The sequence below is a fragment of the Streptomyces sp. NBC_01788 genome (assembly GCF_035917575.1).
In the GTDB taxonomy this organism is placed as follows: domain Bacteria; phylum Actinomycetota; class Actinomycetes; order Streptomycetales; family Streptomycetaceae; genus Streptomyces.
In genome coordinates this window covers 4,464,222-4,485,999 of the sequence record NZ_CP109090.1, presented here as the reverse complement: position 1 = coordinate 4,485,999, position 21,778 = coordinate 4,464,222, and the positions used below count along the sequence as shown (strand labels likewise).

The following is a 21,778-nucleotide window of genomic DNA, read 5'->3' as shown; positions in this document are numbered from 1 at the left end:
CCCCACCCCTCGCACAGATGTGCCACCCTGTTGCGCGCAACAACAGGCAAGGGGAGGGAGTTACGGGTGGCCACGCCACAGCTGACCCGGATGCACCGCGTTCTCATCGGCGTTGTCGTCGCGGGCGCCATGATCATCGCCGGTATCGGCTTCGCGGGTTCGTACGCGGCCGTCCGTGAACTCGCCATCAAGAAGGGCTTCGGGAACTTCAGCTATGTGTTCCCGATCGGCATCGACGCGGGCATCTGTGTGCTGCTCGCCCTGGATCTGCTGCTGACCTGGATCCGGATCCCCTTCCCGCTGCTCCGTCAGACCGCGTGGCTGCTGACGCTGGCCACGATCGCCTTCAACGGCGCCGCCGCCTGGCCGGACCCGCTGGGCGTGGGCATGCACGCGGTGATCCCGGTGCTGTTCGTGGTCGCCGTGGAGGCGGCCCGGCACGCGATCGGCCGGATCGCGGACATCACGGCGGACAAGCACATGGAGGGCGTCCGCCTGACCCGCTGGCTGCTCTCCCCCGTGCCCACCTTCCTGCTGTGGCGGCGCATGAAGCTGTGGGAGCTGCGCTCCTACGACGAGGTCATCAAGCTGGAGCAGGAACGCCTCGTCTACCAGGCCCGGTTGCGCTCCCGCTTCGGCCGCGCCTGGCGCCGCAAGGCCCCGGTGGAGTCCCTGATGCCGCTGCGCCTCGCCCGGTACGGCGTCCCGCTGTCGGCCACGGCCCCGGAGGGCCTGGCGGCGGCGGGCATAGAACTCCCGGTGCTCCTGTCGGCACCCGCTCCCGCCCCTGCCCCCACCCCGGCGGCGCCTCAGAGCGAGCAGCGCCCCGAGCTGGCCCCCGCTCCGCGCGCCGAACAGCTCGCACCCGCAGCCGCGCCGGTGCCGGCTCCCGATCCGGAGGCGAACCCCTGGCTGCACGCCAGGAACCCCCAGCAGATCGAGTACCAGGGCGACTACGACCCCACCTACGAGCCGCCCTTCGACCCTCATTACGCCGAGGAGCACTACGGGGCCTGGTACGAGCAGGAGCAGTACCAGCAGGAACAGTTCCCCCAGGGCCCGTTCCCCCAGGGCCCGTTCCCCCAGGGCCCGTTCCCCCAGGATCCGTTCCCCCAGGACCAGTTCCCCCAGGACCAGTTCCCTGAGGACCAGTTCCCTGAGGAGCAGCAGCCCTTCCCCGGGGAATCCCCGTCGGAGACGACCGGCAGCTTCCCCATCCCCTCCGGCCCGGGCCGCACCCGTGAGCTCGGAGAGGGCGGCGGCGCCCCGGAACCGACCGAGGAGGACTTCTACCTGGTCTTCAAGAAGTCGATAGACGGCAGCTACCCCACCTCGGGCCAGCTGAAGGACGACGTGGAGGCGACGTACGGCGTCACACTCGCGCAGCGCGACGCGGACCGCATGGTCAATCGCTTCACGAACCGCCACACGGCGGAACTGCAGGACGACCACATCGCCTGAACCGCGATCCGCGGAACACGAACGAGGGGCCCTCGCATGAGGGCCCCTCGTCGTGTCGTTCCGCGGTGCTCCGCTACTGCCCGAGCAGGGCCCGCACCCGCTCCTGCCCCACCGCGAGCAGCAGCGTGGGCAGGCGCGGACCGGTGTCGCGGCCGACGAGCAGGTGGTAGAGCAGCACGAAGAAGGACCGCTGGGCGGTCTTGATCTCCGGCGGCAGCTCCTTGGGCGTGGCGTCGGCGGAGAAGCCGGCCTGGACCTTGGGCACGCCGTAGACGAGGTGGGTGAGCCCGTCGAGCGACCAGTGGTCCCCGAGGCCGTCGAGCAGGAGCCCGACGGACTGCCGGGAGGGCTCGTCGAGGGACTTCAGCAGGTCGGTGTCGGGCTCCTCGCGGACGATGGTGCGCTGGTCGGCGGGGACATGGGTGTTGATCCACGCCTCGGCCCTGTCGAACCGCGGGCGGGCCTCGTCCAGCGAGTCCAGCGGGTTGGCCGGGTCGAGTTCGGACAGGATGCGCAGCGCCTGGTCCTGGTGGCCGGCGGTGATGTCGGCGACGGACGCGAGCGTGCGGTACGGCAGCGGGCGCGGCGTCCTCGGCAGCTCCGCGCCGGCGGTGCCCACGGCCCGCGTGTACGCGGCGACGTCACCGGGCAGGGCGGAGCTTCCCCCAGTGCTTGACGCCTGGGAGGTGCCCCCAGCGACCTTGGCGGCGAGCTTGTCCCACTCGTCGTACAGGCGCTGGATCTCCTGGTCGAACGCGATCTTGAAGGACTGGTTCGGCCTGCGCCGGGCGTACAGCCACCGCAGGAGCTGCGGCTCCATGATCTGCAGCGCGTCGGCCGGGGTGGGCACGCCACCGCGCGAGGACGACATCTTGGCCATGCCGGAGATGCCCACGAAGGCGTACATCGGGCCGATCGGCTGCTTGCCGCCGAAGATCCCGACGATCTGCCCGCCGACCTGGAACGAGGACCCGGGCGAGGAGTGGTCGACACCGCTCGGCTCGAAGATCACGCCCTCGTACGCCCACCGCATCGGCCAGTCGACCTTCCAGACCAGCTTGCCGCGGTTGAACTCGCTGAGCCGGACCGTCTCCGAGAAGCCGCACGCGGTGCAGGCGTAGGTCAGCTCGGTGGAGTCGTCGTCGTAGGCGGTGACGGTGGTGAGGTCCTTCTCGCAGTTGCCGCAGTACGGCTTGTACGGGAAGTAGCCGGCGGAGCCGGAGCTGCCGTCGTCCTCGGCGGCGGCGCCCGAGCCCTCCTCGGCCTCCAGCTCGGCCTCGTCGACGGGCTTCTGCTGCTTCTTGGCCGCCTTGGGCTTGGTGCGGTACTGGGCGAGGATCGCGTCGATGTCGCCGCGGTGCCGCATCGCGTGCAGGATCTGCTCGCGGTACACGCCCGAGGTGTACTGCTCGGTCTGGCTGATGCCGTCGAACTCGACGCCCAGCTCGGCGAGCGAGGTGACCATGGCGGCCTTGAAGTGCTCGGCCCAGTTGGCGTGCTCCGAGCCCTTGGGTGCCGGGACGGAGGTCAGCGGCTTGCCGATGTGCTCGGCCCACGACTCGTCGACGCCGGCGACACCGGCCGGGACCTTGCGGTACCGGTCGTAGTCGTCCCAGGAGATCAGGTGCCGTACCTCGTGGCCCCGGCGGCGGATCTCGTCGGCGACGAGGTGCGGGGTCATGACCTCGCGCAGGTTGCCCAGGTGGATGGGGCCGGACGGCGACAGGCCGGACGCGACGACGACCGGTTTGCCCGGGGCCCGACGCTCCGACTCCTCGATGACGTCGTCCGCGAAACGGGAGACCCAGTCGGCGGTCTCGTTGCTCTGAGCCACGATCGGCACGTCCTCTTTCCCTGAAGTTTCTCTGAAGGTTCTCCGTGGGCAGCCGCTACGGTCGCACGGCTGACCGCTCCATTGTCCCAGGCGGGTCGGCATCCGTGAAAACGCCTTTTCAACGCGTTGGACGGGCGCGGGCGGCCCGGGGTTCGCCGGGCGACCGGAAAATTCGCTTTGCCCCGCGTGGGATACTGGGCCTGTCTATCCATCCCCACGAGGAGAACGGCACCCTTTCCTATGGCCTCGGTCACGTCCCTCACCGCTTCCGTCCACCAGCGCCTCGCGTCCGCCCTCTCGGCCACCCTGCCGGAGACCGGCGCCGCGGACCCGCTGCTGCGACGAAGCGACCGGGCGGACTTCCAGGCCAACGGGATCCTGGCGCTGGCGAAGCGGGCGAAGGCGAACCCGCGGGAGCTGGCGGCGCAGGTCGTCGGGCACGTGGTCACCGGTGACGTGATCAAGGACATCGAGGTCTCGGGACCCGGCTTCCTCAACGTCACGGTCACCGACCGGGCGATCACGGAGAACCTCGCGGCGCGGGCGGCCGACGCCGACGGCCGCCTCGGCGTGCCGTACGCGGAGCAGCCGGGCACCACGGTGATCGACTACGCCCAGCCGAACGTGGCGAAGGAGATGCACGTCGGCCACCTGCGGTCCGCGGTGATCGGCGACTCCGTCGTCCAGTTGCTGGAGTTCACCGGCGAGAACGTGGTCCGCCGGCACCACATCGGCGACTGGGGCACCCAGTTCGGCATGCTCATCCAGTACCTGGACGAGCACCCGCACGAGCTGGACCACAAGGCGTCCGACGTGAGCGGCGAGGAGGCGATGTCGAACCTCGACCGCCTCTACAAGGCCGCGCGCAGGCTGTTCGACTCCGACGAGGAGTTCAAGACGCGGGCCCGGCGCCGGGTGGTGGACCTCCAGGCCGGTGACGCGCACACGGTCACCATGTGGCAGAAGTTCGTGGACGAGTCGAAGATCTACTTCTTCTCCGTCTTCGAGAAGCTGGACATGGACGTCCGGGACGCGGACATCGTCGGCGAGTCCGGCTACAACGACATGCTCGCGGAGACCTGCCGCCTGCTGGAGGAGTCCGGCGTGGCGGTCCGCTCGGAGGGCGCCCTGTGCGTCTTCTTCGACGACGTCAAGGGCCCGGACGGCAACAAGGTCCCGCTGATCGTCCAGAAGTCCGACGGCGGCTACGGCTACGCGGCCACCGACCTGTCGGCGATCCGGGACAGGGTCTTCAACCTCAAGGCGAACAACCTGCTGTACGTGGTGGACGCCCGCCAGTCCCTGCACTTCAAGATGGTCTTCGAGACCGCGCGGCGGGCCGGCTGGCTGAACGACGACGTGACGGCGTACCAGCTGGCGTTCGGCACGGTGCTCGGCAAGGACGGCAAGCCGTTCAAGACCCGTGAGGGCGAGACGGTCCGCCTGGTCGACCTGCTCGACGAGGCGATCGAGCGCGCCTCCGCGGTCGTCCGGGAGAAGGCACAGGACCTCACGGAGGAGGAGATCGCCGAGCGGGGTGCCCAGGTGGGCATCGGCGCGGTGAAGTACGCGGACCTGTCGACCTCCGCGAACCGGGACTACAAGTTCGACCTGGACCAGATGGTCTCGCTGAACGGCGACACGTCGGTCTACCTCCAGTACGCCTACGCCCGGATCCAGTCGATCCTGCGCAAGGCCGGAGAGGTGCGGCCCGCTGCCCACCCGGAGCTGGAACTGACGCAGGCGGAGCGTGCGTTGGGGCTGCACGCCGACGCCTTCGCGGAGACGGTGCGGGAGTCCGCCGAGGAGTACGCCCCGCACAAGCTGGCCGCGTACCTGTACCAGTTGGCGTCCTTGTACACGTCCTTCTACGACAAGTGCCCGGTGCTGAAGGCCGAGACGCCGGAGCAGGTGGAGAACCGCCTGTTCCTGTGCGACGTCACGGCCCGCACCCTGCACCAGGGCATGGCCCTGCTGGGCATCCGGACGCCCGAGCGCCTCTGACGGATCGGCCGGTCCGTCCGCCGCAGGCCCCGCCCCGTGTCCGACGGGCCGGGGCCTGCGCGTGTTCCGACGGACAGCCGTGGGCCGCCCGTGCGAAAGCAGGGCGGCCCGGCGGGGTGGGAGGGGTCAGCGCAGCTTCTGCGCGACCTCGGTGGCCCAGTAGGTGAGGATGGTGCGCGCCCCGGCCCGCTTGATGCCGGTCAGGGCTTCCAGGATGGCCCGGTCGCGGTCGATCCAGCCCTTCTCGGCGGCGGCCTCGATCATCGCGTACTCGCCGGAGATCTGGTAGGCGGCGACCGGCACGTCCACGGCGTCGGCGACGCGGGCGAGGATGTCGAGGTAGGGACCGGCCGGCTTGACCATCACCATGTCGGCGCCCTCCTCCAGGTCGAGGGCCAGCTCCCGCAGCGACTCCCGCAGGTTCGCCGGGTCCTGCTGGTAGGTCTTGCGATCACCCTCCAGCGAGGAGCCGACCGCCTCCCGGAAGGGCCCGTAGAACGCGGACGAGTACTTGACGGTGTAGGCGAGGACGGCCACGTCGTCCCGCCCGATCTGGTCGAGCGCGTCCCGGACGACGCCGATCTGCCCGTCCATCATGCCGCTGGGGCCCACGACATGGGCGCCGGCGTCGGCCTGGACCTGGGCCATCTCGGCGTACCGCTCCAGCGTGGCGTCGTTGTCGACCCGTCCCTCGGCGTCGAGGACGCCGCAGTGGCCGTGGTCGGTGAACTCGTCGAGGCACAGGTCGGACATGACGAGCAGTTCGTCGCCGACCTCGGCGCGCACATCGCGCAGCGCGACCTGGAGGATCCCGTCCGGGTCCGTACCCGCCGTGCCGAGGGCGTCCTTCTTGTCCTCCTCCGGCACCCCGAACAGCATGATCCCGGAGACCCCGGCCTCCACCGCCTCGGCGGCCGCCTTCTTCAGGCTGTCGCGCGTGTGCTGAACCACGCCGGGCATCGCCGAGACCGGCACGGGCTCGCTCACGCCCTCGCGGACGAACGCGGGCAGGATGAAGTCCGCCGGGTGCAGCCGGGTCTCGGCGACCATGCGCCGCATGGCGGGGGTGGTGCGCAGCCGGCGAGGACGCGTACCGGGAAAGGATCCGTACTTCGTCATGCCCTCTACGCTACGCCCGCCGTCCCGGTGCCTTTGCCGACGGGGAGTCGGCCGGGGCGGCGGACGCCGCGGTGCCGTCGCCCGGCGTCCCCACGCCTTGTGTCAGGAGGTTTTCAGGGCGCCGGGCGCCAGTCCGAGTCCGGCCTCGGTGAGGGTGTCGGCCGGCCTCGGGCTGCTGCTCGGGCCGTCCGGTGCGTGCCGGCCCCGTCGTCGCCGTCCACCTGCTCGACCTGCTCGACCTCGCCGACCAGGAGAAACGTATCCTCGGCTGCAACTACGGCTCCGGCGTCGGGGAGATCGACATCCCCGAACTGGCCCGCCTCCACCTGGCGGGCCGGCTGCCGCTGGACGACCTGATCGGCAGGACCCGGCCGCTGCGGGAGACGGCGGAGGCGTTCGACGACCTCAGGTCGAACACCGGGGTCCGAACGATCCTGACGCCTCGAGCCGCCCCGAGCCCGACAGCCGCCCCGCACCCGACCGCCTTCCGGAGGCCTGATGTACGCCGTCACCGACCCCACCACCGGCGAAGTCGCCGAGACCTACCCGACCGCCACCGACGCCGAGATGGAGGCAGCCGTCGCCGCCGCCCACGCGGCCACCGCCTGGGGCCGTGGCAGCACCGTGGCCGAGCGCTCCGCGCTGCTGCGCCGGCTCGGCGATCTGCACACCGAGCACCAGGCCGAACTGGCCGCGAGCATCGTGCGCGAGATGGGCAAGCCGCTCGCGGAGGCGGAGGGCGAGATCGGCTTCTGCGCCGACATCTACCACTACTACGCCGACCACGCCGAGCAGTTCCTCGCCGACGAGCCGCTCGACGTCACCTCCGGCCCCGGCAGCGCCGTCGTCCGGCGCGGCCCGGTCGGCGTCCTGCTCGGCATCATGCCGTGGAACTTCCCGGCCTACCAGGTGGCCCGCTTCGCCGCCCCGAACCTCGCGCTCGGCAACACCATCGTCCTCAAGCACGCCCCCCAGTGCCCGGCCACCGCCGCGCTGCTTGAGAAGCTGTTCGCGGACGCCGGCTTCCCGGCCGGCGCGTACGTCAACGTGTACGCCACCAACGAGCAGATCGCCGAGGTGATCGCCGACCCGCGGGTCCAGGGCGTCTCGCTCACCGGCTCCGAGCGCGCCGGTGCCGCCGTCGCCGAGATCGCCGGACGGAACCTGAAGCGCGTCGTCCTCGAACTCGGCGGCTCCGACCCGTTCATCGTGCTGTCCACCGACGACCTCGACGCGGTCGTCGAGGCAGCCGTCGCCGCCCGGCTCGACAACACCGGCCAGGCCTGCAACGCCGCCAAGCGGTTCGTCGTCGTCCAGGACCTCTACGACGCGTTCGTCGAGAAGTTCACCGCCCGGCTGCTCGCGGACGAGACCGGTTCCCCGCTGTCGTCGGTCGCCGCCGCCGAGAACCTCGCCCGGCAGGTCGACGAGGCGGTCGCCCAGGGCGCCACGCTCCACAGCGAGGGCGAGCGGCGCGGGGCCTACTTCCCGGCCGGGGTCCTCACCGGGCTCACCACCGACCACGCCGCCGCCCGCCACGAACTCTTCGGACCGGTCGCGATGGTCTTCCCGGCCGCCGACGAGGACGACGCCCTGCGCATCGCCAACGACACCCCCTACGGCCTCGGGTCCTACGTCTTCACCACCGACCCCGCGCAGGCCGAGCGCGTCGCCGACCGCATCGAGGCCGGCATGGTCTTCGTCAACGGCGTCGGCGCCGAGGGCGCGGAACTGCCCTTCGGCGGCATCAAGCGCTCCGGCTTCGGCCGCGAACTCGGCCGCCTCGGCATCGAGGAGTTCGTCAACAAGAAGCTCATCCGCACCGTGGCGTAACGGCTCGTGAAAGGGTCCGGGCCTCCGGCGGAGGCCCGGACCTCCGCACCAGCACGTACGGCCCGGCCGATGGCAGGATGCCGTGCATGGCCGATGTGTGGAGCGTGACCCGCCGTCCCCGCTGGAGACGCGTCCTGTGGCCCTTCGTCCGGGTAAGCGCCGACGCCCGCGGTCTGCACGTGCGAACGCTGCTGCGTCGTCAAAGCGTGCCATGGGGCGACATCGCCGAACTGCGCGTGCACCAGAAGCCCGCGCGAACTCCCTGGACCCACACGCCCCGTCGCGTCAGCCTGGTCCCGCACTACGAACGTGAGCGGCTCCTGCCCCTGCCACGGAGCCGGTCGTCCGACAACCCGGACTTCGACGCCGAGGTGGAAGCGCTCCGCGCGCTGCACCGCCGCCACGGAGCTGCGGAGCCGCGCAAGGTCCCCGTCGTGTCGTACCGCGCCCCCCGGCGTGGCTGGGCAGGGCTGCTGGTCGTGTGCCCTGTGCTGCTCGCGTGCGCGGCCGCGGCCGCGGGGTCCGTGTCCGGGACCACGTCGGACGAACAGGCGTGGAAGTCGGCCACCGCGTGCACCGCCCGGACGCCCGCCGCGGAGCGCCGCGAGTGCCTGACCACGACGCCGGCCGTGATCTCGCGGACCGAGGCCGATCGTCCCAAGCGGAGCAGCTGGCTGTACTTCACCGACGGCCGGCCGGTGGAACGGCTCGAGGTCCCGCGCGACGCCGCCCTGGAATTCGAGGGCGGCGGCAGTGTCGAACTGACCTTCTGGCGCGGCCGGTTGATGAAGGTCTCCGGAAAGAACCACGTGTGGCGCCAGGACATCACCACGGCCGGGAGCACGGCCGCCTGGGCGGCCGCGTTCCTCCTCGCCGCGGGCTGCCCCGCGGCCCACTCACTGCTGAGCCTGCTCGGGCGCCGACTGCGCGACGACAAAGAGCTCCCGCCGGTCATCCCGTTCGCATGCGCGCTCGCCGCCACCGCCCTGTGGCTCCTGCCGCTCTGCTACCTCCACCCCACGACCTTGTTCTCCTCGCCCGTGGCGATCACGTGGCTGGCCGTGGGCTCGCTGGTCACGCTGGGCCTGCTCGCCGGGGCCTGGCACACCACCTGTGCCCCCGTGCCAGGAGAGGCGACCGAGAAGTCCGCCGCCGAAGAGGACGAGGAGAAGTTCCTGCCCGCCCGCTTCCTGGAGGACACCGACTACAACCCGCGCGGCTTCGGCACCCACATCGTCCTGGACGGCGGCCCTCCCGCGGTGGCGCCCGGTCCCGGCCGGTTCGCGGCGAAACCGATACCGGTGCAGCGGCTCACCCTCAAGAGCCTACGGCGCGCCCGGCACACCGACCCCGTGGACAGACACTGGGACGTCGCCGAACTCGACGACGCCGGCACACCGGTCCGCCTCGCGGCCGAACCCGCCGACCTGGCCCGCATCCTGCGCGTACTGGCCCTTGAGAAAACCTCCGTGAGCACCGCGAACCCCGAGTCGTGAACGGCCGCGGCGGCCCACTGTCACAACCCGGACGCTCAAGGACGCGTTCGCGCGTCGGTGAGCCCGGTGCACACTCAGGCCGCTCCTGCCAACTCGGCCGTTGCCTGCGCAGCGGTTCGGCAATCGCGGCAGCGGCCTGGCTCGGGGGCGCGGAATGCTCGCTCACAGCCGTCGCAGTTCCGGAGCGGGTGGGGGCGGTGGCGGATCCCGGTGGTCGCTGATGTGAGCGGAGGAGGCGTGGGGGCCGGAGGAAGCGGCGGGGGCAGGAGTTCACGAAGACGGTGCGCCACCAGGCCGGCCGGGTGCCGCAGGTCTGCCGGCACGTCGGTGGTCAGGGCCCGGTGGACGACGGCGACCGTGGCACCCGCCTTGAACCAGGCGATGACAGTCGGGGCCAACCTGTTCACGTCTCGCAGGGAAAGGGTCAGACGGGCGTCGGTGCGGCGGAGCCCCGCGAGGAGGGCGACGGCCTCGTCGTAGTGCCGGTCGCGTGGCGTGCCCCCGCCTTCCAGCGGTGCGGGCGGGTTGGGCGCTTCAGGCACTTCGGCGCGGTCCTCGCGTACATCCGAGGGCGTGGGCTCGGTCGGCGGGGGCGGTGGCGGCTGCTGCCGGGCCCGGTCGTTCTCCTGGGGCGGCCCCTGGGCGCCCGCCCGGGGGCGGGCGCGGTACGGCCGCGGATGGGGTCCGTGTCTGTCCGGACCGGCGTGTGATGGGCGTACGTCCGCGTGAACAGACGCCCCGCGTCCGTCCGTTCGCGCACCCGCTCCAGATAGCCCTGGGCCTCCAATTCCCGCAGCGCGAAAGCGATCCGGTCCCGTCCCTCGGGGAAACGGTCCGCAAGACTGCGGATGTCGACCGGTGCGCCCTCAGGCAGCGACAGGACGTGTGTGGCCAGTCCGATCGCGGTCAGCGACAGCTCACGGTGCTGAGCGAGGTGGTTGCCCACGACCACGTACCGGCCCGACTGGTACGTGCGTACGTGCGTGACACCGGAGTGGGTGGCGGTTCGCCGAACACCCTGATTCGGGCGCGAGGCAGCGTTAGGCTTCTCGTCAGCCATGGGGAAGGCTCTTCTTCCTCGTTGGTCAGGCCCTCGCACTGGGATGCCAGTCCCGGCGGGGGCCGATGCATGTGTGGGGTTGTGGCGGCGCCATGCGGTCGCCTCGGCCCGAGACTGCCCGCCCGAACCACCCGAACGCCACCCGTACCGACCGGTTTCACCCACCCGAGTGATCGAGTCAAGGTTTGGTTGGTTGGGTGGGTTTTTTCCCAAGGTTCTTTGGTCTTTTACCGCCCGCAGCCCCGACGCCCAAACCGCCGCCTCCCGCTTTTCCGGGTTCCGGTGCTGGGTGTACGGGCAGGGCCATCACCGCCGTACGCGGCACCGGGTGCGCCGACATGGGCAGCGATGAATTCAGTCGGTGAGTACCGCGCGGGAGAGCTCGCGCACCCCGTGGACACGCGGGTGTGCGCGATGCAGATCCTTGACGATCGCCCGCATACTCGGCCGGTCCCGGACCTCTCCTGGAGTCACCCGGAAAGCGGCCAGGAGCGACTGGGCGGTCTCCTCGGGCTTCCCCCATTGCCACCAGGCACGGGCCATGTCGGTGTGCAGCCGCCCCTTGCGCTCTGCGGTGGCGAACTGTTCCTCACGCAGTTGCCGACCCGCTCTGATCGCGGCCCCGGCATCACCGAGCGCCCAGTGGACTCCTACTTCGTAGAGCCGCACAGATGCGGGAGTGATGGAGAAGAGACGACCGGCAGGTACCACGGTGGGAAGGTCACGGGCGGCGCGCATGGCGTCATCGATCATCGCCAGTGCCCGATCGCGGTCGCCTGCGCGAGCCGCTGTGTAGGACGCGGTACACAGCAACTGGGAGTACGCCGTCGCCTGCGCCCGGGTGTTGAGCCCCGTGGCTTCGACTCTGGAGGCGGCATTGAGAATGAGCCGCTTTGCGCTGTCCGCCTGGTCCTGGTGACGCAGGACGATGCTCAGCTCGCGAGCGGCTGCTGCAGAGGCCAGCGCGGACCCGGACAGGTCCGCGTAGAGGCTCGCCCGGTCGGCGGTGAGCCGTGCTTGGTCGTAGCGCCCGATCTTGACCAGAACCTGAGCAGTCAGCGCGTAGCACGCGGACAGGCGCGCATAGCTGATCTCGGCGCGATCCTGGATCCGGGCGTGAGCAGTGGCGAGGAGGTCCGGCAGCTCCTTCAGGAGATCGGCGTACCTGCCGGTGTCGAAGAGCGCACGAGCTCGGGCCAGCCGCACGTCCAGAGGTGCCGGCGAGCCCGAAGGCGCGGGCATCTCCGCGAGAGCCGACTCCACACCGAGCAGAAAAGACGCAGGAACGGCCAGCCCGACCGCCCCGAGCAGCGTACGGCGTCGCATCGGGTCCTCCTGGGTGTGGCGTGGACCATTCGGCGCAACTCTAGTGGCTCGTGGGCCGAGCAGACCGAGTGCCGCTCCCAGGACATCCGCCGGTACACCGACCTCGTACGCGGCTCGCTGCAAAAGACGCAGATCACTGACGCGGCCGGGCTTCTCCAGCCGGGAAACGGTGGACGCCGAACAGCCGAGTCGGTGGCCCAGGTCGGCCTGGCGCCAACCGCGCCAGGTTCTGCCGAGCTTGATCAGTCCTCCTGGGTCAGACCGCTCCATCAGTAAGCGGACCCTGGGCGAGTTCCACAACGGGTCGATGGTGCGCTGCATCGCGCCTCCCCCACGCAGGAGCAGGACCGTCTGTCCACGGTAGGGGGTCCGAGGCGAAACGCCCATGGAATGTGCACTTTCTGCACGCCGACTGCATGGCACGGGAGTTGGTGACCGCGATGGCCGGCCGCGTGGTGCCGTGGTGGTGCAGCCCGCCGGCAGGGAGCGGGTTCGCGGCACACGAGAGGAGAGCCGCTGTGGCAACTGTCCTCGCAAGCGTCCCCGAGACGGTTCCCGCTACGCGGGAACCCAGGGAGTACGTCAAGCCGGAAGTCTGGGAGCGTGAAATCCAGCTCCTGATGCGCGACCACCCGTTCGACGAGGTCATGGCGGAGCGGCTGTTTAGCGCGGCCGTGTCCTACCTGATCACGGCGATGGAGAAATGGGGACAGGGACTGGAGATGTGTTGCGGCCGGGTGGTCGACATCGCTGTCCATGTCTTCATCCTGGACACGAAGAACTACCGCGAGTTCTGTGCCCAGCACTTCGGCGGCCGGTTCCTGGAGCACATCCCGGAGATCGAGTTCAAGTACGACGGCTCGGTGGAACGCACGGCCCACGTCATCGCCGAGAACGGCTTCCCCGTGGACTGGAAGCTGTGGGAGCGCGACTTTACGAAGTGCGGTCCGTGCAGGCCGGGCGAGAACTGCCACTGATCGATCACCCAGGCCGGGTCCGGGCGTCCCTCCGTGGGCGCCCGGACCCGTTCGTGTTTCCATGGCGTGTCGCAAGACGCACTGCGGATACGGTGCGGCGCATGCTCCGCATGCCGCAGGACCCTGCCCTCTTCTGGGACCGCTACAAACCGGACCGGGACGGACCGGCGCCGCCTCCCGAGGTGACGGCTTTCGAGTGGACACAGTACGAGGGGCACGGCCCGGGGGCCGAGTTGCTCGGACGGCCTCGAACGGCGTTGGAGCTGGGTGCGGCCGAGTGCCGGGAGGCATCCTGGCTGTCCCGCCAAGGCGTACACGTCACTGCACTGGACTTGTCGCCCGTGCAGGTCGAGCGGGCTCGCAGGTGGTGGAAGGACGTTCCCGGCCTGACGATCGTGGAAGGGGAAGCGTGCTCCTTCCTTCGAGCGTCCGACCAGTTGTACGACGCGATCTACTCGATCTGGGGGGCGGTGTGGTTCACCGACCCGGAAGAGCTCTTCCCACTGGTGGCAAAGCGGCTGTCACCACACGGGGTATTCGCCTTCTCGCACGGCGAGACCCCCCAGCACCTCCATGGCCGCCGGCCCATGTACGGAAAGGGGCCGGAAGGCAAGGAGATGACCGTGGACCGCTGGTGCCATCCCCCTGAGGTGTGGGCGGATCTCGCCCACAGACACGGCTTCCGTGAAATCCGGGCACGGTGCCTTCCCGCACCCGCTGATCAAACGATGGGCACGATCATCGTCGAAGCACGTCTCTCTGCCTGACCTGGCGGGCGACCAAGGGTTTCTCAACCGCTGGAGGGAACTCCATGTCACCGTCCTCCTACACAGCGAGCGGACGATGCCGTCTCTGCGGTAACGCCATACAGATAGATAGGCGGACCGGAAAGGTTTACCCCCATCGCCATGCCGACCTGCGGGCACAGTGCTCCGAGTCCGGCAAGCATCGTTACCGCCCCGGATCGCCGAACCAGCCGTTGTACGAGTTGAACCCCTCCGTCATCACCAGGCGCCCACCACGGCCCTTCAGCACCATCCGGGAGGTGCCGGTACCCAGACCGTCATGGATCCCGCTGCTGGACGATGCCGGAGCTCCGGTGATCACTCTGCCCGCTCGTGGCCGCCTTGGGTACTGGATTCCGGATCGTGGTTGGCAGAAACACGAGGAGTTCGTACACCGCCATGTCCATGGTCGTGCACGCCCAGAATGGGACCATGGTGGTGACTCCTGGTCCGTAGCCACACGTCACTTCATCGAACTCGCCGGCGCGCTCGTCAAGCGGCACGGCCGGATCCTCCTCGGACGCGAGTACAACAGCTCGGAAAGGTGCAATCCCAGCTGCATGAACGCCTCCGGTTACGAGTGCACCTGCTCATGCCTGGCGCGCAATCACGGCCGTGGCGGATGGATGTCCGGTTGGCGTATCGCTGCCGAGACAACCAGCGTGTCCCACGGACGCCATTGGAGCTGGGCCGTGTTGGAGAGCATCTCCTCGGTTTCGCGCGGCTGACAGCGAGTCCGTCACCTGCCGGGGTCCAGCTCCGCCCACACGGTTTTGGACGGCACCGGACCGTCTCGTACCCCCAGCGATCGGCCAGTTCGTCGACCAGTAGCAGGCCGTAGCCGGACTCGCGGGGGAACTCGTCGTCCGTGGTACGCATCCGCTCTGGCTGACGGTCACCGCGAGTGTCGGTCACCTCGCTGCGGAGCGTGGCCGGGGAGACGGCAGTCAGGGTCAGGCGGAGACTCCTGCCGGCCACGCGGCCGTGGACGGCGGCGTTCGCCGCGAGTTCGGCCACGATCAGCCGGGCCGGGTCCAGCGGCATTCCCCACGTGCGCAGTTGCTCCGTCGCCAGCAGCGGGCCAGCCGCGCACCGCAACGGGTCGCCGACAACGACACCCAGAAGTGTGGCTCGACGTGCGACACGGCGGGCGTCGGCGCGGTAACGGAATTGCTGGGTCGGGCGATTTCCTCAGACACGTCACTCAGCGTGTTCATTCGCATTCAGTCTGCGAAGAGTCGGCGTACCTGCGGAAGGTGACCGTCCGGAGCCGGTCCGGTTTCCGTCCGGCTTGTCCGCAGTGACTGCCCGCGTACGGCCGGGGTTGAGCACAGAGGCGCGGCGAAGGGTGGTGGCGGACGTGAGCGACTGGAACGCGGAGCCGGAGGATGACGAGGCCGGGGCCGTCATGCGTGCGGTCATCCGGCAGTTGAGGTTGTGGCGGGAAGCCGCCGGCATGACCCAGGCGGAGTTCGGGACGGCGATCGGGTACGGGCAGGAGCTGGTCTCGTCCGTGGAACGGGGGCGGCGGATCCCCCGGCCCGAGTACCTGGACGCGGCGGACGAGGTGCTGAACGCGGGCGGCAGGATCTCGGCGATGAAGGGGGACGTGGCGGAGGCCCGGTACCCGAAGAAGGTACGGGATCTGAAGAAGCTGGAGGGGGAGGCAGTCGAACTGTGCGCCTACAACAACTCCGTGATTCATGGGTTGTTGCAGACGGAGGAGTACGTGCGAGCGGTGCACTCCGGGAGCCGACCGCCCTTCCTGGAGGACCAGTTGGAGCAGCGCGTGGCAGCCCGTATGGCCCGTCAAGAGATCGTGAGTGAGTCAGCCGGGCGGCCCCTCTTCAGCTTTGTCCAATGCGAGTCGACGCTGCGCCGCCCTGTCGGGGGCAAGATGGTGATGCGAGCGCAACTCGAACGATTGTTGGAGGTCGGTCAGTTCCGCAACGTGGATCTGCAAGTCCTTCCGCTGGGTCGCGAGGAGAACTCTGGCCTTGGGGGCTCGTTCAGGCTGCTCAGGCTCAAGGACGGGACCTCCGTGGGACATGCGGAGGTCCAGGAGATCAGCCGTGTGATCACCGACCCGAAACACGTTCAAGTCCTGGATATGCGCTACGGGATCATCCGGGCACAGGCTCTCACCCCACGAGAGTCGATGGCCTTCATCGAGAAAGTGCTGGGAGAGACATGACTCAAAAGCCCGCTACCGGGGACGGGGCAGCGCTGGAGTGGATAAAGAGCAGCTACAGCACTGCTGAGGGACCGGACTGCGTCGAAGTAGCCGCCGCACCCGACCACATCCTCGTCCGCGACTCCAAGAACCCGGTCGGCCCCCGCCTCGCCCTGCCCCCCACCACCTGGGCGGCCTTCCTGCCGTACGCCTCCGGTCACTGACCGGACGAACGCACACGGCCCGCACCCGACTTCCCGGGTGCGGGCCGCGTCGACGCACTCACGTCGACGAGCGGCGCCTCCGCGCTCCCGGGCGCCGTTCGCTCGGCCGGGTCACCGGGTCGCCCGCGTCCAGGGCCGCGAGGCGGCGCCGTGCGCCGAAGTCGGCCAGGGCCTCGGCCAGCTTGTGGACGGACGGCTCGGGAGCCATCACGTCCACCCGCAGGCCGTGCTCCTCGGCGGTCTTCGCCGTGGCCGGGCCGATGCAGGCGATCACCGTCACGTTGTGCGGCTTGCCCGCGATGCCGACCAGGTTCCGCACCGTGGACGACGACGTGAACATCACCGCGTCGAAGCCGCCGCCCTTGATGGCCTCGCGGGTCTCCGCCGGAGGCGGGGAGGCACGGACCGTGCGGTAGGCCGTGACGTCGTCGACCTCCCAGCCCAGTTCGATCAGGCCCGCCACGAGGGTCTCCGTGGCGATGTCCGCGCGGGGCAGGAAGACACGGTCGATCGGGTCGAAGACCGGGTCGTACGGCGGCCAGTCCTCCAGCAGGCCCGCGGCCGACTGCTCGCCGCTCGGCACCAGGTCCGGCTTCACGCCGAAGGCGATCAGCGCCTTCGCGGTCTGGTCGCCGACCGCGGCCACCTTTATGCCGGCGAACGCACGGGCGTCCAGGCCGTACTCCTCGAACTTCTCCCGCACCGCCTTCACCGCGTTGACCGAGGTGAACGCGATCCACTCGTAGCGGCCGGTCACCAGGCCCTTGACCGCGCGCTCCATCTGCTGGGGCGTGCGCGGCGGCTCGACGGCGATCGTCGGGACCTCGTGCGGCACAGCCCCGTAGGAGCGGAGCTGGTCGGAGAGTGAGGCCGCCTGCTCCTTGGTGCGCGGCACGAGGACCTTCCACCCGAACAACGGCTTGGACTCGAACCACGAGAGCTGGTCGCGCTGGGCGGTCGCGCTGCGCTCGCCGACCACTGCTATCACCGGGCGCCCGCCGTCCGGGGACGGCAGCACCTTGGCCTGCTTCAGGGTCTGCGCGATCGTGCCGAGCGTCGCCGTCCAGGTGCGCTGGCGGGTGGTCGTACCGGCGACCGTCACCGACAGCGGGGTGTCGGGCTTGCGGCCGGCCGAGACCAGCTCGCCGGCCGCCGCGGCGACCGAGTCGAGCGTGGTCGACACCACGACCGTGCCGTCCGAGGCACCGACCTCGGTCCAGCAGCGGTCGGAGGCGGTACGCGCGTCGACGAACCGTACGTCGGTGCCGTGGGCGTCACGCAGCGGCACCCCGGCGTACGCGGGCACGCCGACGGCGGCCGCGATGCCGGGGACGACCTCGAAGGGGACGCCCGCGGCGGCGCAGGCGAGCATCTCCTCCGCGGCGTACGTGTCGAGTCCCGGGTCCCCGGACACCGCACGGACGACCCGCCTGCCGCCCCGCGCGGCCTCCATGACAAGATGTGCGGCATCCCGCACCGCGGGGATCCCAGCGGTTGTTGACGTGCCGTCAACAACCGTGAGCTGGGGCGTGCCCGTGCCCGGATGCGAGTCCGCCGAAGGACCCGGGTCCGTGTGCACGACGGCGACGCCCTGCCTGGCGTGCGTGCGCACGACGTCGAGCACCTCGTGCTCGGCGACGAGGACATCCGCGTTGGCCAGCGCCTCCACGGCGCGCAGTGTGAGCAGTCCCGGATCTCCGGGTCCGGCACCGAGGAAGGTGACGTGCCCGTGTTCGGGACAGGCGGGAAGGGTGGTGGGGCTCACTGTGCTCGCTCCCCCATCAGACCGGCCGCGCCCTGGGCGAGCATCTCGGTGGCGAGTTCGCGACCGAGTGCCATCGCCTGCTCGTGCGTCTGGGGCACGGGACCAGTGGTGGACAGCTGCACCAGTGCGGAGCCGTCGGGCCTGCCGACGACGCCCCGCAGGCGCATTTCCTTGACAATCTGCTCGTCGCCCAGCGGGGCGAGGTCGGCCAGTGCGCCCACCGGGGCGCTGCAGCCGGCCTCCAGGGCGGCGAGCAGTGACCGCTCGGCGGTCACGGCGGCCCGCGTGTGCGGGTCGTCGAGCGCGGCGAGCTCGGCGGCGAGGGCAGCGTTGGCCGCGGTGCACTCGACCGCCAGGGCCCCCTGGCCGGGGGCCGGCAGAATCGTGTCGACCGACAGGAAGTCGGTCACCTCGTCGCTCCGGCCGACCCGGTTCAGCCCGGCGGCGGCCAGGACCACCGCATCGAGCTCGCCGTTCTTGACGAAGCCGATGCGGGTGTCGACGTTGCCCCGGATCGGGACCGTCTCGATGTCCAGGCCGTGGGCGCGGGCGTACGCGTTCAGCTGGGCCATGCGGCGCGGCGAGCCCGTACCTATGCGCGCCCCGCGGGGCAGGTCGGTGAACTTCAGCGCGTCCCGGGCGACGAGCACGTCACGCGGGTCCTCGCGCTCGGGCACGGCGGCCAGGACCAGGTCCTCGGGCTGCGTGGTGGGCAGGTCCTTGAGCGAATGAACCGCGAAGTCCACCTCGCCCCGCTGCAACGCCTCGCGCAGCGCGGCCACGAACACACCCGTACCGCCGATCTGTGCGAGCTGCTCACGGGAGATGTCGCCGTAGGTGGTGACCGGGACGAGCTCGACAGGCCGTCCGGTCACCTGGCTCACGGCGTCCGCCACCAACCCGGACTGGGCCATGGCGAGCTTGCTCCGCCTGGTCCCGAGCCTCAGTGCCTTCTCAGTCATGCTGGCCCTCGGTTCTTGCTGTGCTTCTCGGAGTCGTCGTGCTTCTCGGAGTCGTCGGAATCGCGGTCGGCCCGGGAGACGGAGGCGACCGTCTCGGGGTCCAGGTCGAACAGGGTCCGCAGCGCGTCCGCGTACCCGGCGCCGCCGGGCTCGGCCGCGAGCTGCTTGACCCTGACCGTCGGCGCGTGCAGCAGCTTGTCCACGACCCGCCGGACGGTCTGGGTGATCTCCGCCCGGTGTTTGTCGTCGAGGCGGGGCAGCCGCCCTTCCAGGCGAGCGATCTCGCTGCTCACGACGTCGGCGGCCATGGTGCGCAGCGCGACGACGGTGGGCGTGATGTGCGCCGCCCGCAGGGCCGCCCCGAAGGCGGCGACCTCGTCGGAGACGATACGGCGGACCTGGTCGACGTCGGCGGCCATCGGAGCGTCGGCGGAGGCCTCGGCGAGCGACTCGATGTCCACCAGGCGCACCCCGGCGAGCCGGTGCGCGGCCGCGTCGACGTCGCGCGGCATGGCGAGGTCCAGTACGAAGAGGACCGGCTCGGGGCGCGGCGTGACGGCGACCGGCTCGGGCCTGCGGTGCTCGGGCACCCGGCCGGCGCTGGCCGCGGTCGCGGCGAGCGCGGTGATCAGCTCGGCGTCGGTCTCCGGGTCGGCCCCGGCACGGGCGGACTCGCGGCGGTCGACGGTCCCGTTGTCCACCCAGGTGCCGTGCTGCTCCAGGGTGGCGGCGTCGATGCCGGCCACGGCGGACTCGCCCATCAGGGAGAATCCGGGCTCCGCGAGGTCCAGCGGGCAGTTCTCGTCGGCACCGGCGGCGCCCACGAGCGGCACGGGCGTCTCACGGACGTCCGTCCGCACCGCCGTACGAGCGCTGCCGTGCTCTTCTCCGGCGGCCCGCCCCACGGTGACGGGCGCTCCGGTGCGGCCCTCGACCGCGGCGGTGACCGTCTCGGCGGTCAGCACGAGTCCCGTCGCGCCGGTGCAGGAGACGGCGACATCTGCACGTGTCAGCTCGAGCGGCACCGCGTCCATCGGTACCGCGCGGGCCGACACGTCCGTGTCGTCGTCCTCGGTGAGGATCTGGACGAGGCGCTCGGCCCGGTCCTGCGTACGGTTGGCGATCACTATCTCGCCGACGCCGATCCGGGCGAGTGTGGCCGCGGCCAGCGACGACATCGAACCGGCGCCGATGACCAGGGCCTTCTTGCCGCGCGCCCAGATCCGCACGTCCGCGCCCGCGGACAGCTGCTCGAGGCCGAAGGTGACCAGGGACTGCCCGGCGCCGTCGATGCCGGTCTCGGAGTGGGCGCGCTTGCCCACCCGCAGGGCCTGCTGGAACAGGTCGTTCAGCAGACGCCCGGCGGTGTGCAGTTCCTGGGCGCGGGCCAGGGAGTTCTTGATCTGGCCGAGGATCTGGCCCTCGCCGACGACCATCGAGTCCAGACCGCAGGCCACCGAGAACAGATGGTGGACGGCCCGGTCCTCGTAGTGCACGTAGAGGTACGGGGTGAGCTCCTCGAGGCCGACCCCGCTGTGCTGCGCGAGCAGCGTGGACAGCTCGGCGACACCGGCGTGGAACTTGTCCACGTCGGCGTACAGCTCGATGCGGTTGCAGGTGGCGAGCACGGCGGCCTCGGTGGCCGGCTCGGCGGCGACCGTGTCCTGGAGCAGCTTGTCCCGGCCGTCCGCGCTCAGCGAGGCGCGCTCCAGGAGGCTGACCGGGGCGCTGCGGTGGCTCAGTCCGACGACGAGAAGGCTCATGCCGGCATCACGGCGGGGACATCCCCGTCCGGGCCCTGGTCGGTGGACTCGTCACGGACGGCGGTGGCTGCCGGGACCGCGCGGTCGGCCACGGCTTCCTCACCGGCCTTGCGCTGCTCGTGGAATGCGAGGATCTGCAGCTCGATGGAGAGGTCGACCTTGCGCACGTCGACGCCGTCCGGGACGGACAGCACGGTCGGCGCGAAGTTCAGGATGGAGGTGACACCGGCGGCCACCAGCCGGTCGCAGACCTGCTGGGCGGCGCCCGCGGGGGTCGAGATCACGCCGATCGAGACGCCGTTGTCGCGGATGATCCTCTCCAGCTCGTCGGCGTGCTGGACCGGGATGCCGGCGACGGGCCGCCCGGCCATCGCGGGGTCGGCGTCGATGAGCGCGGCGACGCGGAAGCCGCGGGAGGCGAAGCCGCCGTAGTTGGCGAGGGCGGCGCCGAGATTTCCGATGCCGACGATCACAACCGGCCAGTCCTGGGTGAGGCCGAGTTCACGCGAGATCTGGTACACGAGATACTCGACGTCGTAACCCACCCCGCGGGTCCCGTAGGAGCCGAGGTAGGAGAAGTCCTTGCGCAGCTTGGCGGAATTGACCCCCGCCGCGGCCGCGAGCTCCTCGGAGGAGACCGTGGGCACCGAGCGCTCCGACAGTGCGGTCAGGGCTCGGAGGTACAGCGGAAGCCTGGCGACGGTGGCCTCGGGAATCCCTCGGCTACGGGTCGCCGGTCGGTGAGTTCGGCCAGTTGCCACGGTGCTCCTGCGGGTAGAGCGGGGCTGCGGGCGGTCATATGTCCCCAGACCGCCCCGTCGACAGCAGGCTATGTCTTTGTGAACGTGTGCACAAAGATGGTGTCCGATTTGCCCGGCCAACGTGACCGGGGTCACGCATGCCCGACGCGGACGCCCGGAGCCGGCGCATCCACACCTCCGCGCCTTTCTTGTTGGGGGCAAAACCGCACACTCTCCTCTACGATCCCCGCCCCCG

General features: G+C 70.5%; 16 protein-coding genes. 8 read left to right on the top strand and 8 right to left on the bottom strand.

From position 1 onward, the window contains the following. Nucleotides 1-90 precede the first annotated feature (90 nt). Nucleotides 91-1,461, top strand: a complete 1,371-nt coding sequence (locus tag OIE49_RS20345) for a DUF2637 domain-containing protein (protein ID WP_326806285.1) — start codon at nt 91-93, stop codon at nt 1,459-1,461. Between the two features lie 73 nt (nt 1,462-1,534). Here the strand turns inward: OIE49_RS20345 and lysS are convergent, their stop codons facing one another. Then, nucleotides 1,535-3,304, bottom strand: coding sequence for a lysine--tRNA ligase (gene lysS / locus OIE49_RS20340; protein WP_326803545.1), 1,770 nt, complete (start codon nt 3,302-3,304; stop codon nt 1,535-1,537). A gap of 231 nt (nt 3,305-3,535) precedes the next feature. Here lysS and argS point away from each other — a divergent pair, with 231 nt between their 5' ends. Further along, on the top strand, nt 3,536-5,299 hold the full coding sequence (gene argS / locus OIE49_RS20335; RefSeq protein ID WP_326803544.1) for an arginine--tRNA ligase: 1,764 nt from the start codon (nt 3,536-3,538) through the stop codon (nt 5,297-5,299). A gap of 126 nt (nt 5,300-5,425) precedes the next feature. Here argS and hemB read toward each other — a convergent pair whose 3' ends face one another. Next, a complete protein-coding gene (gene hemB, locus OIE49_RS20330; protein ID WP_326803543.1) occupies nt 5,426-6,418 on the bottom strand; it encodes a porphobilinogen synthase in 993 nt (330 codons plus the stop codon). A 498-nt stretch (nt 6,419-6,916) separates the two neighbouring features. Between hemB and OIE49_RS20325 the strand changes: the two genes are divergently transcribed. Continuing rightward, nucleotides 6,917-8,251: an NAD-dependent succinate-semialdehyde dehydrogenase gene (locus tag OIE49_RS20325; RefSeq protein WP_326803542.1), complete on the top strand. Its 1,335-nt coding sequence runs from the start codon at nt 6,917-6,919 to the stop codon at nt 8,249-8,251. A gap of 86 nt (nt 8,252-8,337) precedes the next feature. Beyond that, the gene (locus OIE49_RS20320) at nt 8,338-9,747 is read left to right on the top strand and encodes a PH domain-containing protein (protein ID WP_326803541.1); all 1,410 of its coding nucleotides are present in this window, start codon (nt 8,338-8,340) and stop codon (nt 9,745-9,747) included. A gap of 1,414 nt (nt 9,748-11,161) precedes the next feature. Here OIE49_RS20320 and OIE49_RS20315 read toward each other — a convergent pair. Next, on the bottom strand, nt 11,162-12,454 hold the full coding sequence (locus OIE49_RS20315; protein WP_326803540.1) for a helix-turn-helix transcriptional regulator: 1,293 nt from the start codon (nt 12,452-12,454) through the stop codon (nt 11,162-11,164). 197 nt (nt 12,455-12,651) lie between these two features. Here OIE49_RS20315 and OIE49_RS20310 point away from each other — a divergent pair, with 197 nt between their 5' ends. Continuing rightward, nucleotides 12,652-13,110 carry a hypothetical protein gene (locus OIE49_RS20310; protein WP_326803539.1) on the top strand — a complete coding sequence of 153 codons (459 nt, stop codon included), beginning with the start codon at nt 12,652-12,654 and terminating at the stop codon, nt 13,108-13,110. 101 nt (nt 13,111-13,211) lie between these two features. Continuing rightward, nucleotides 13,212-13,877 carry a class I SAM-dependent methyltransferase gene (locus tag OIE49_RS20305; protein ID WP_326803538.1) on the top strand — a complete coding sequence of 222 codons (666 nt, stop codon included), beginning with the start codon at nt 13,212-13,214 and terminating at the stop codon, nt 13,875-13,877. A gap of 510 nt (nt 13,878-14,387) precedes the next feature. On the opposite strand, the gene OIE49_RS37150 is transcribed toward OIE49_RS20305, so the two are convergent. Next, nucleotides 14,388-14,939, bottom strand: coding sequence for an ATP-binding protein (locus OIE49_RS37150; RefSeq protein WP_442812257.1), 552 nt, complete (start codon nt 14,937-14,939; stop codon nt 14,388-14,390). Between the two features lie 364 nt (nt 14,940-15,303). Between OIE49_RS37150 and OIE49_RS20295 the strand changes: the two genes are divergently transcribed. After that, the gene (locus OIE49_RS20295) at nt 15,304-16,089 is read left to right on the top strand and encodes a helix-turn-helix domain-containing protein (protein ID WP_401785334.1); all 786 of its coding nucleotides are present in this window, start codon (nt 15,304-15,306) and stop codon (nt 16,087-16,089) included. After that, nucleotides 16,086-16,292 carry a DUF397 domain-containing protein gene (locus OIE49_RS20290; protein WP_326803536.1) on the top strand — a complete coding sequence of 69 codons (207 nt, stop codon included), beginning with the start codon at nt 16,086-16,088 and terminating at the stop codon, nt 16,290-16,292. The genes OIE49_RS20295 and OIE49_RS20290 overlap by 4 nt, the downstream gene beginning before the upstream one ends. A gap of 58 nt (nt 16,293-16,350) precedes the next feature. Here the strand turns inward: OIE49_RS20290 and OIE49_RS20285 are convergent, their stop codons facing one another. From OIE49_RS20285 to OIE49_RS20270, 4 genes are read right to left on the bottom strand one after another with little or no spacing between them, the layout of a single operon-like run. Beyond that, nucleotides 16,351-18,057, bottom strand: coding sequence for a bifunctional uroporphyrinogen-III C-methyltransferase/uroporphyrinogen-III synthase (locus OIE49_RS20285; RefSeq protein WP_326803535.1), 1,707 nt, complete (start codon nt 18,055-18,057; stop codon nt 16,351-16,353). Further along, a complete protein-coding gene (hemC, locus tag OIE49_RS20280; protein ID WP_326803534.1) occupies nt 18,054-19,019 on the bottom strand; it encodes a hydroxymethylbilane synthase in 966 nt (321 codons plus the stop codon). Before hemC ends, OIE49_RS20285 begins: the two co-directional genes overlap by 4 nt. Next, nucleotides 19,016-20,782: a glutamyl-tRNA reductase gene (locus OIE49_RS20275; RefSeq protein WP_326803533.1), complete on the bottom strand. Its 1,767-nt coding sequence runs from the start codon at nt 20,780-20,782 to the stop codon at nt 19,016-19,018. Before OIE49_RS20275 ends, hemC begins: the two co-directional genes overlap by 4 nt. After that, nucleotides 20,779-21,543 carry a redox-sensing transcriptional repressor Rex gene (locus tag OIE49_RS20270; protein WP_326803532.1) on the bottom strand — a complete coding sequence of 255 codons (765 nt, stop codon included), beginning with the start codon at nt 21,541-21,543 and terminating at the stop codon, nt 20,779-20,781. Before OIE49_RS20270 ends, OIE49_RS20275 begins: the two co-directional genes overlap by 4 nt. Nucleotides 21,544-21,778 lie beyond the last annotated feature (235 nt).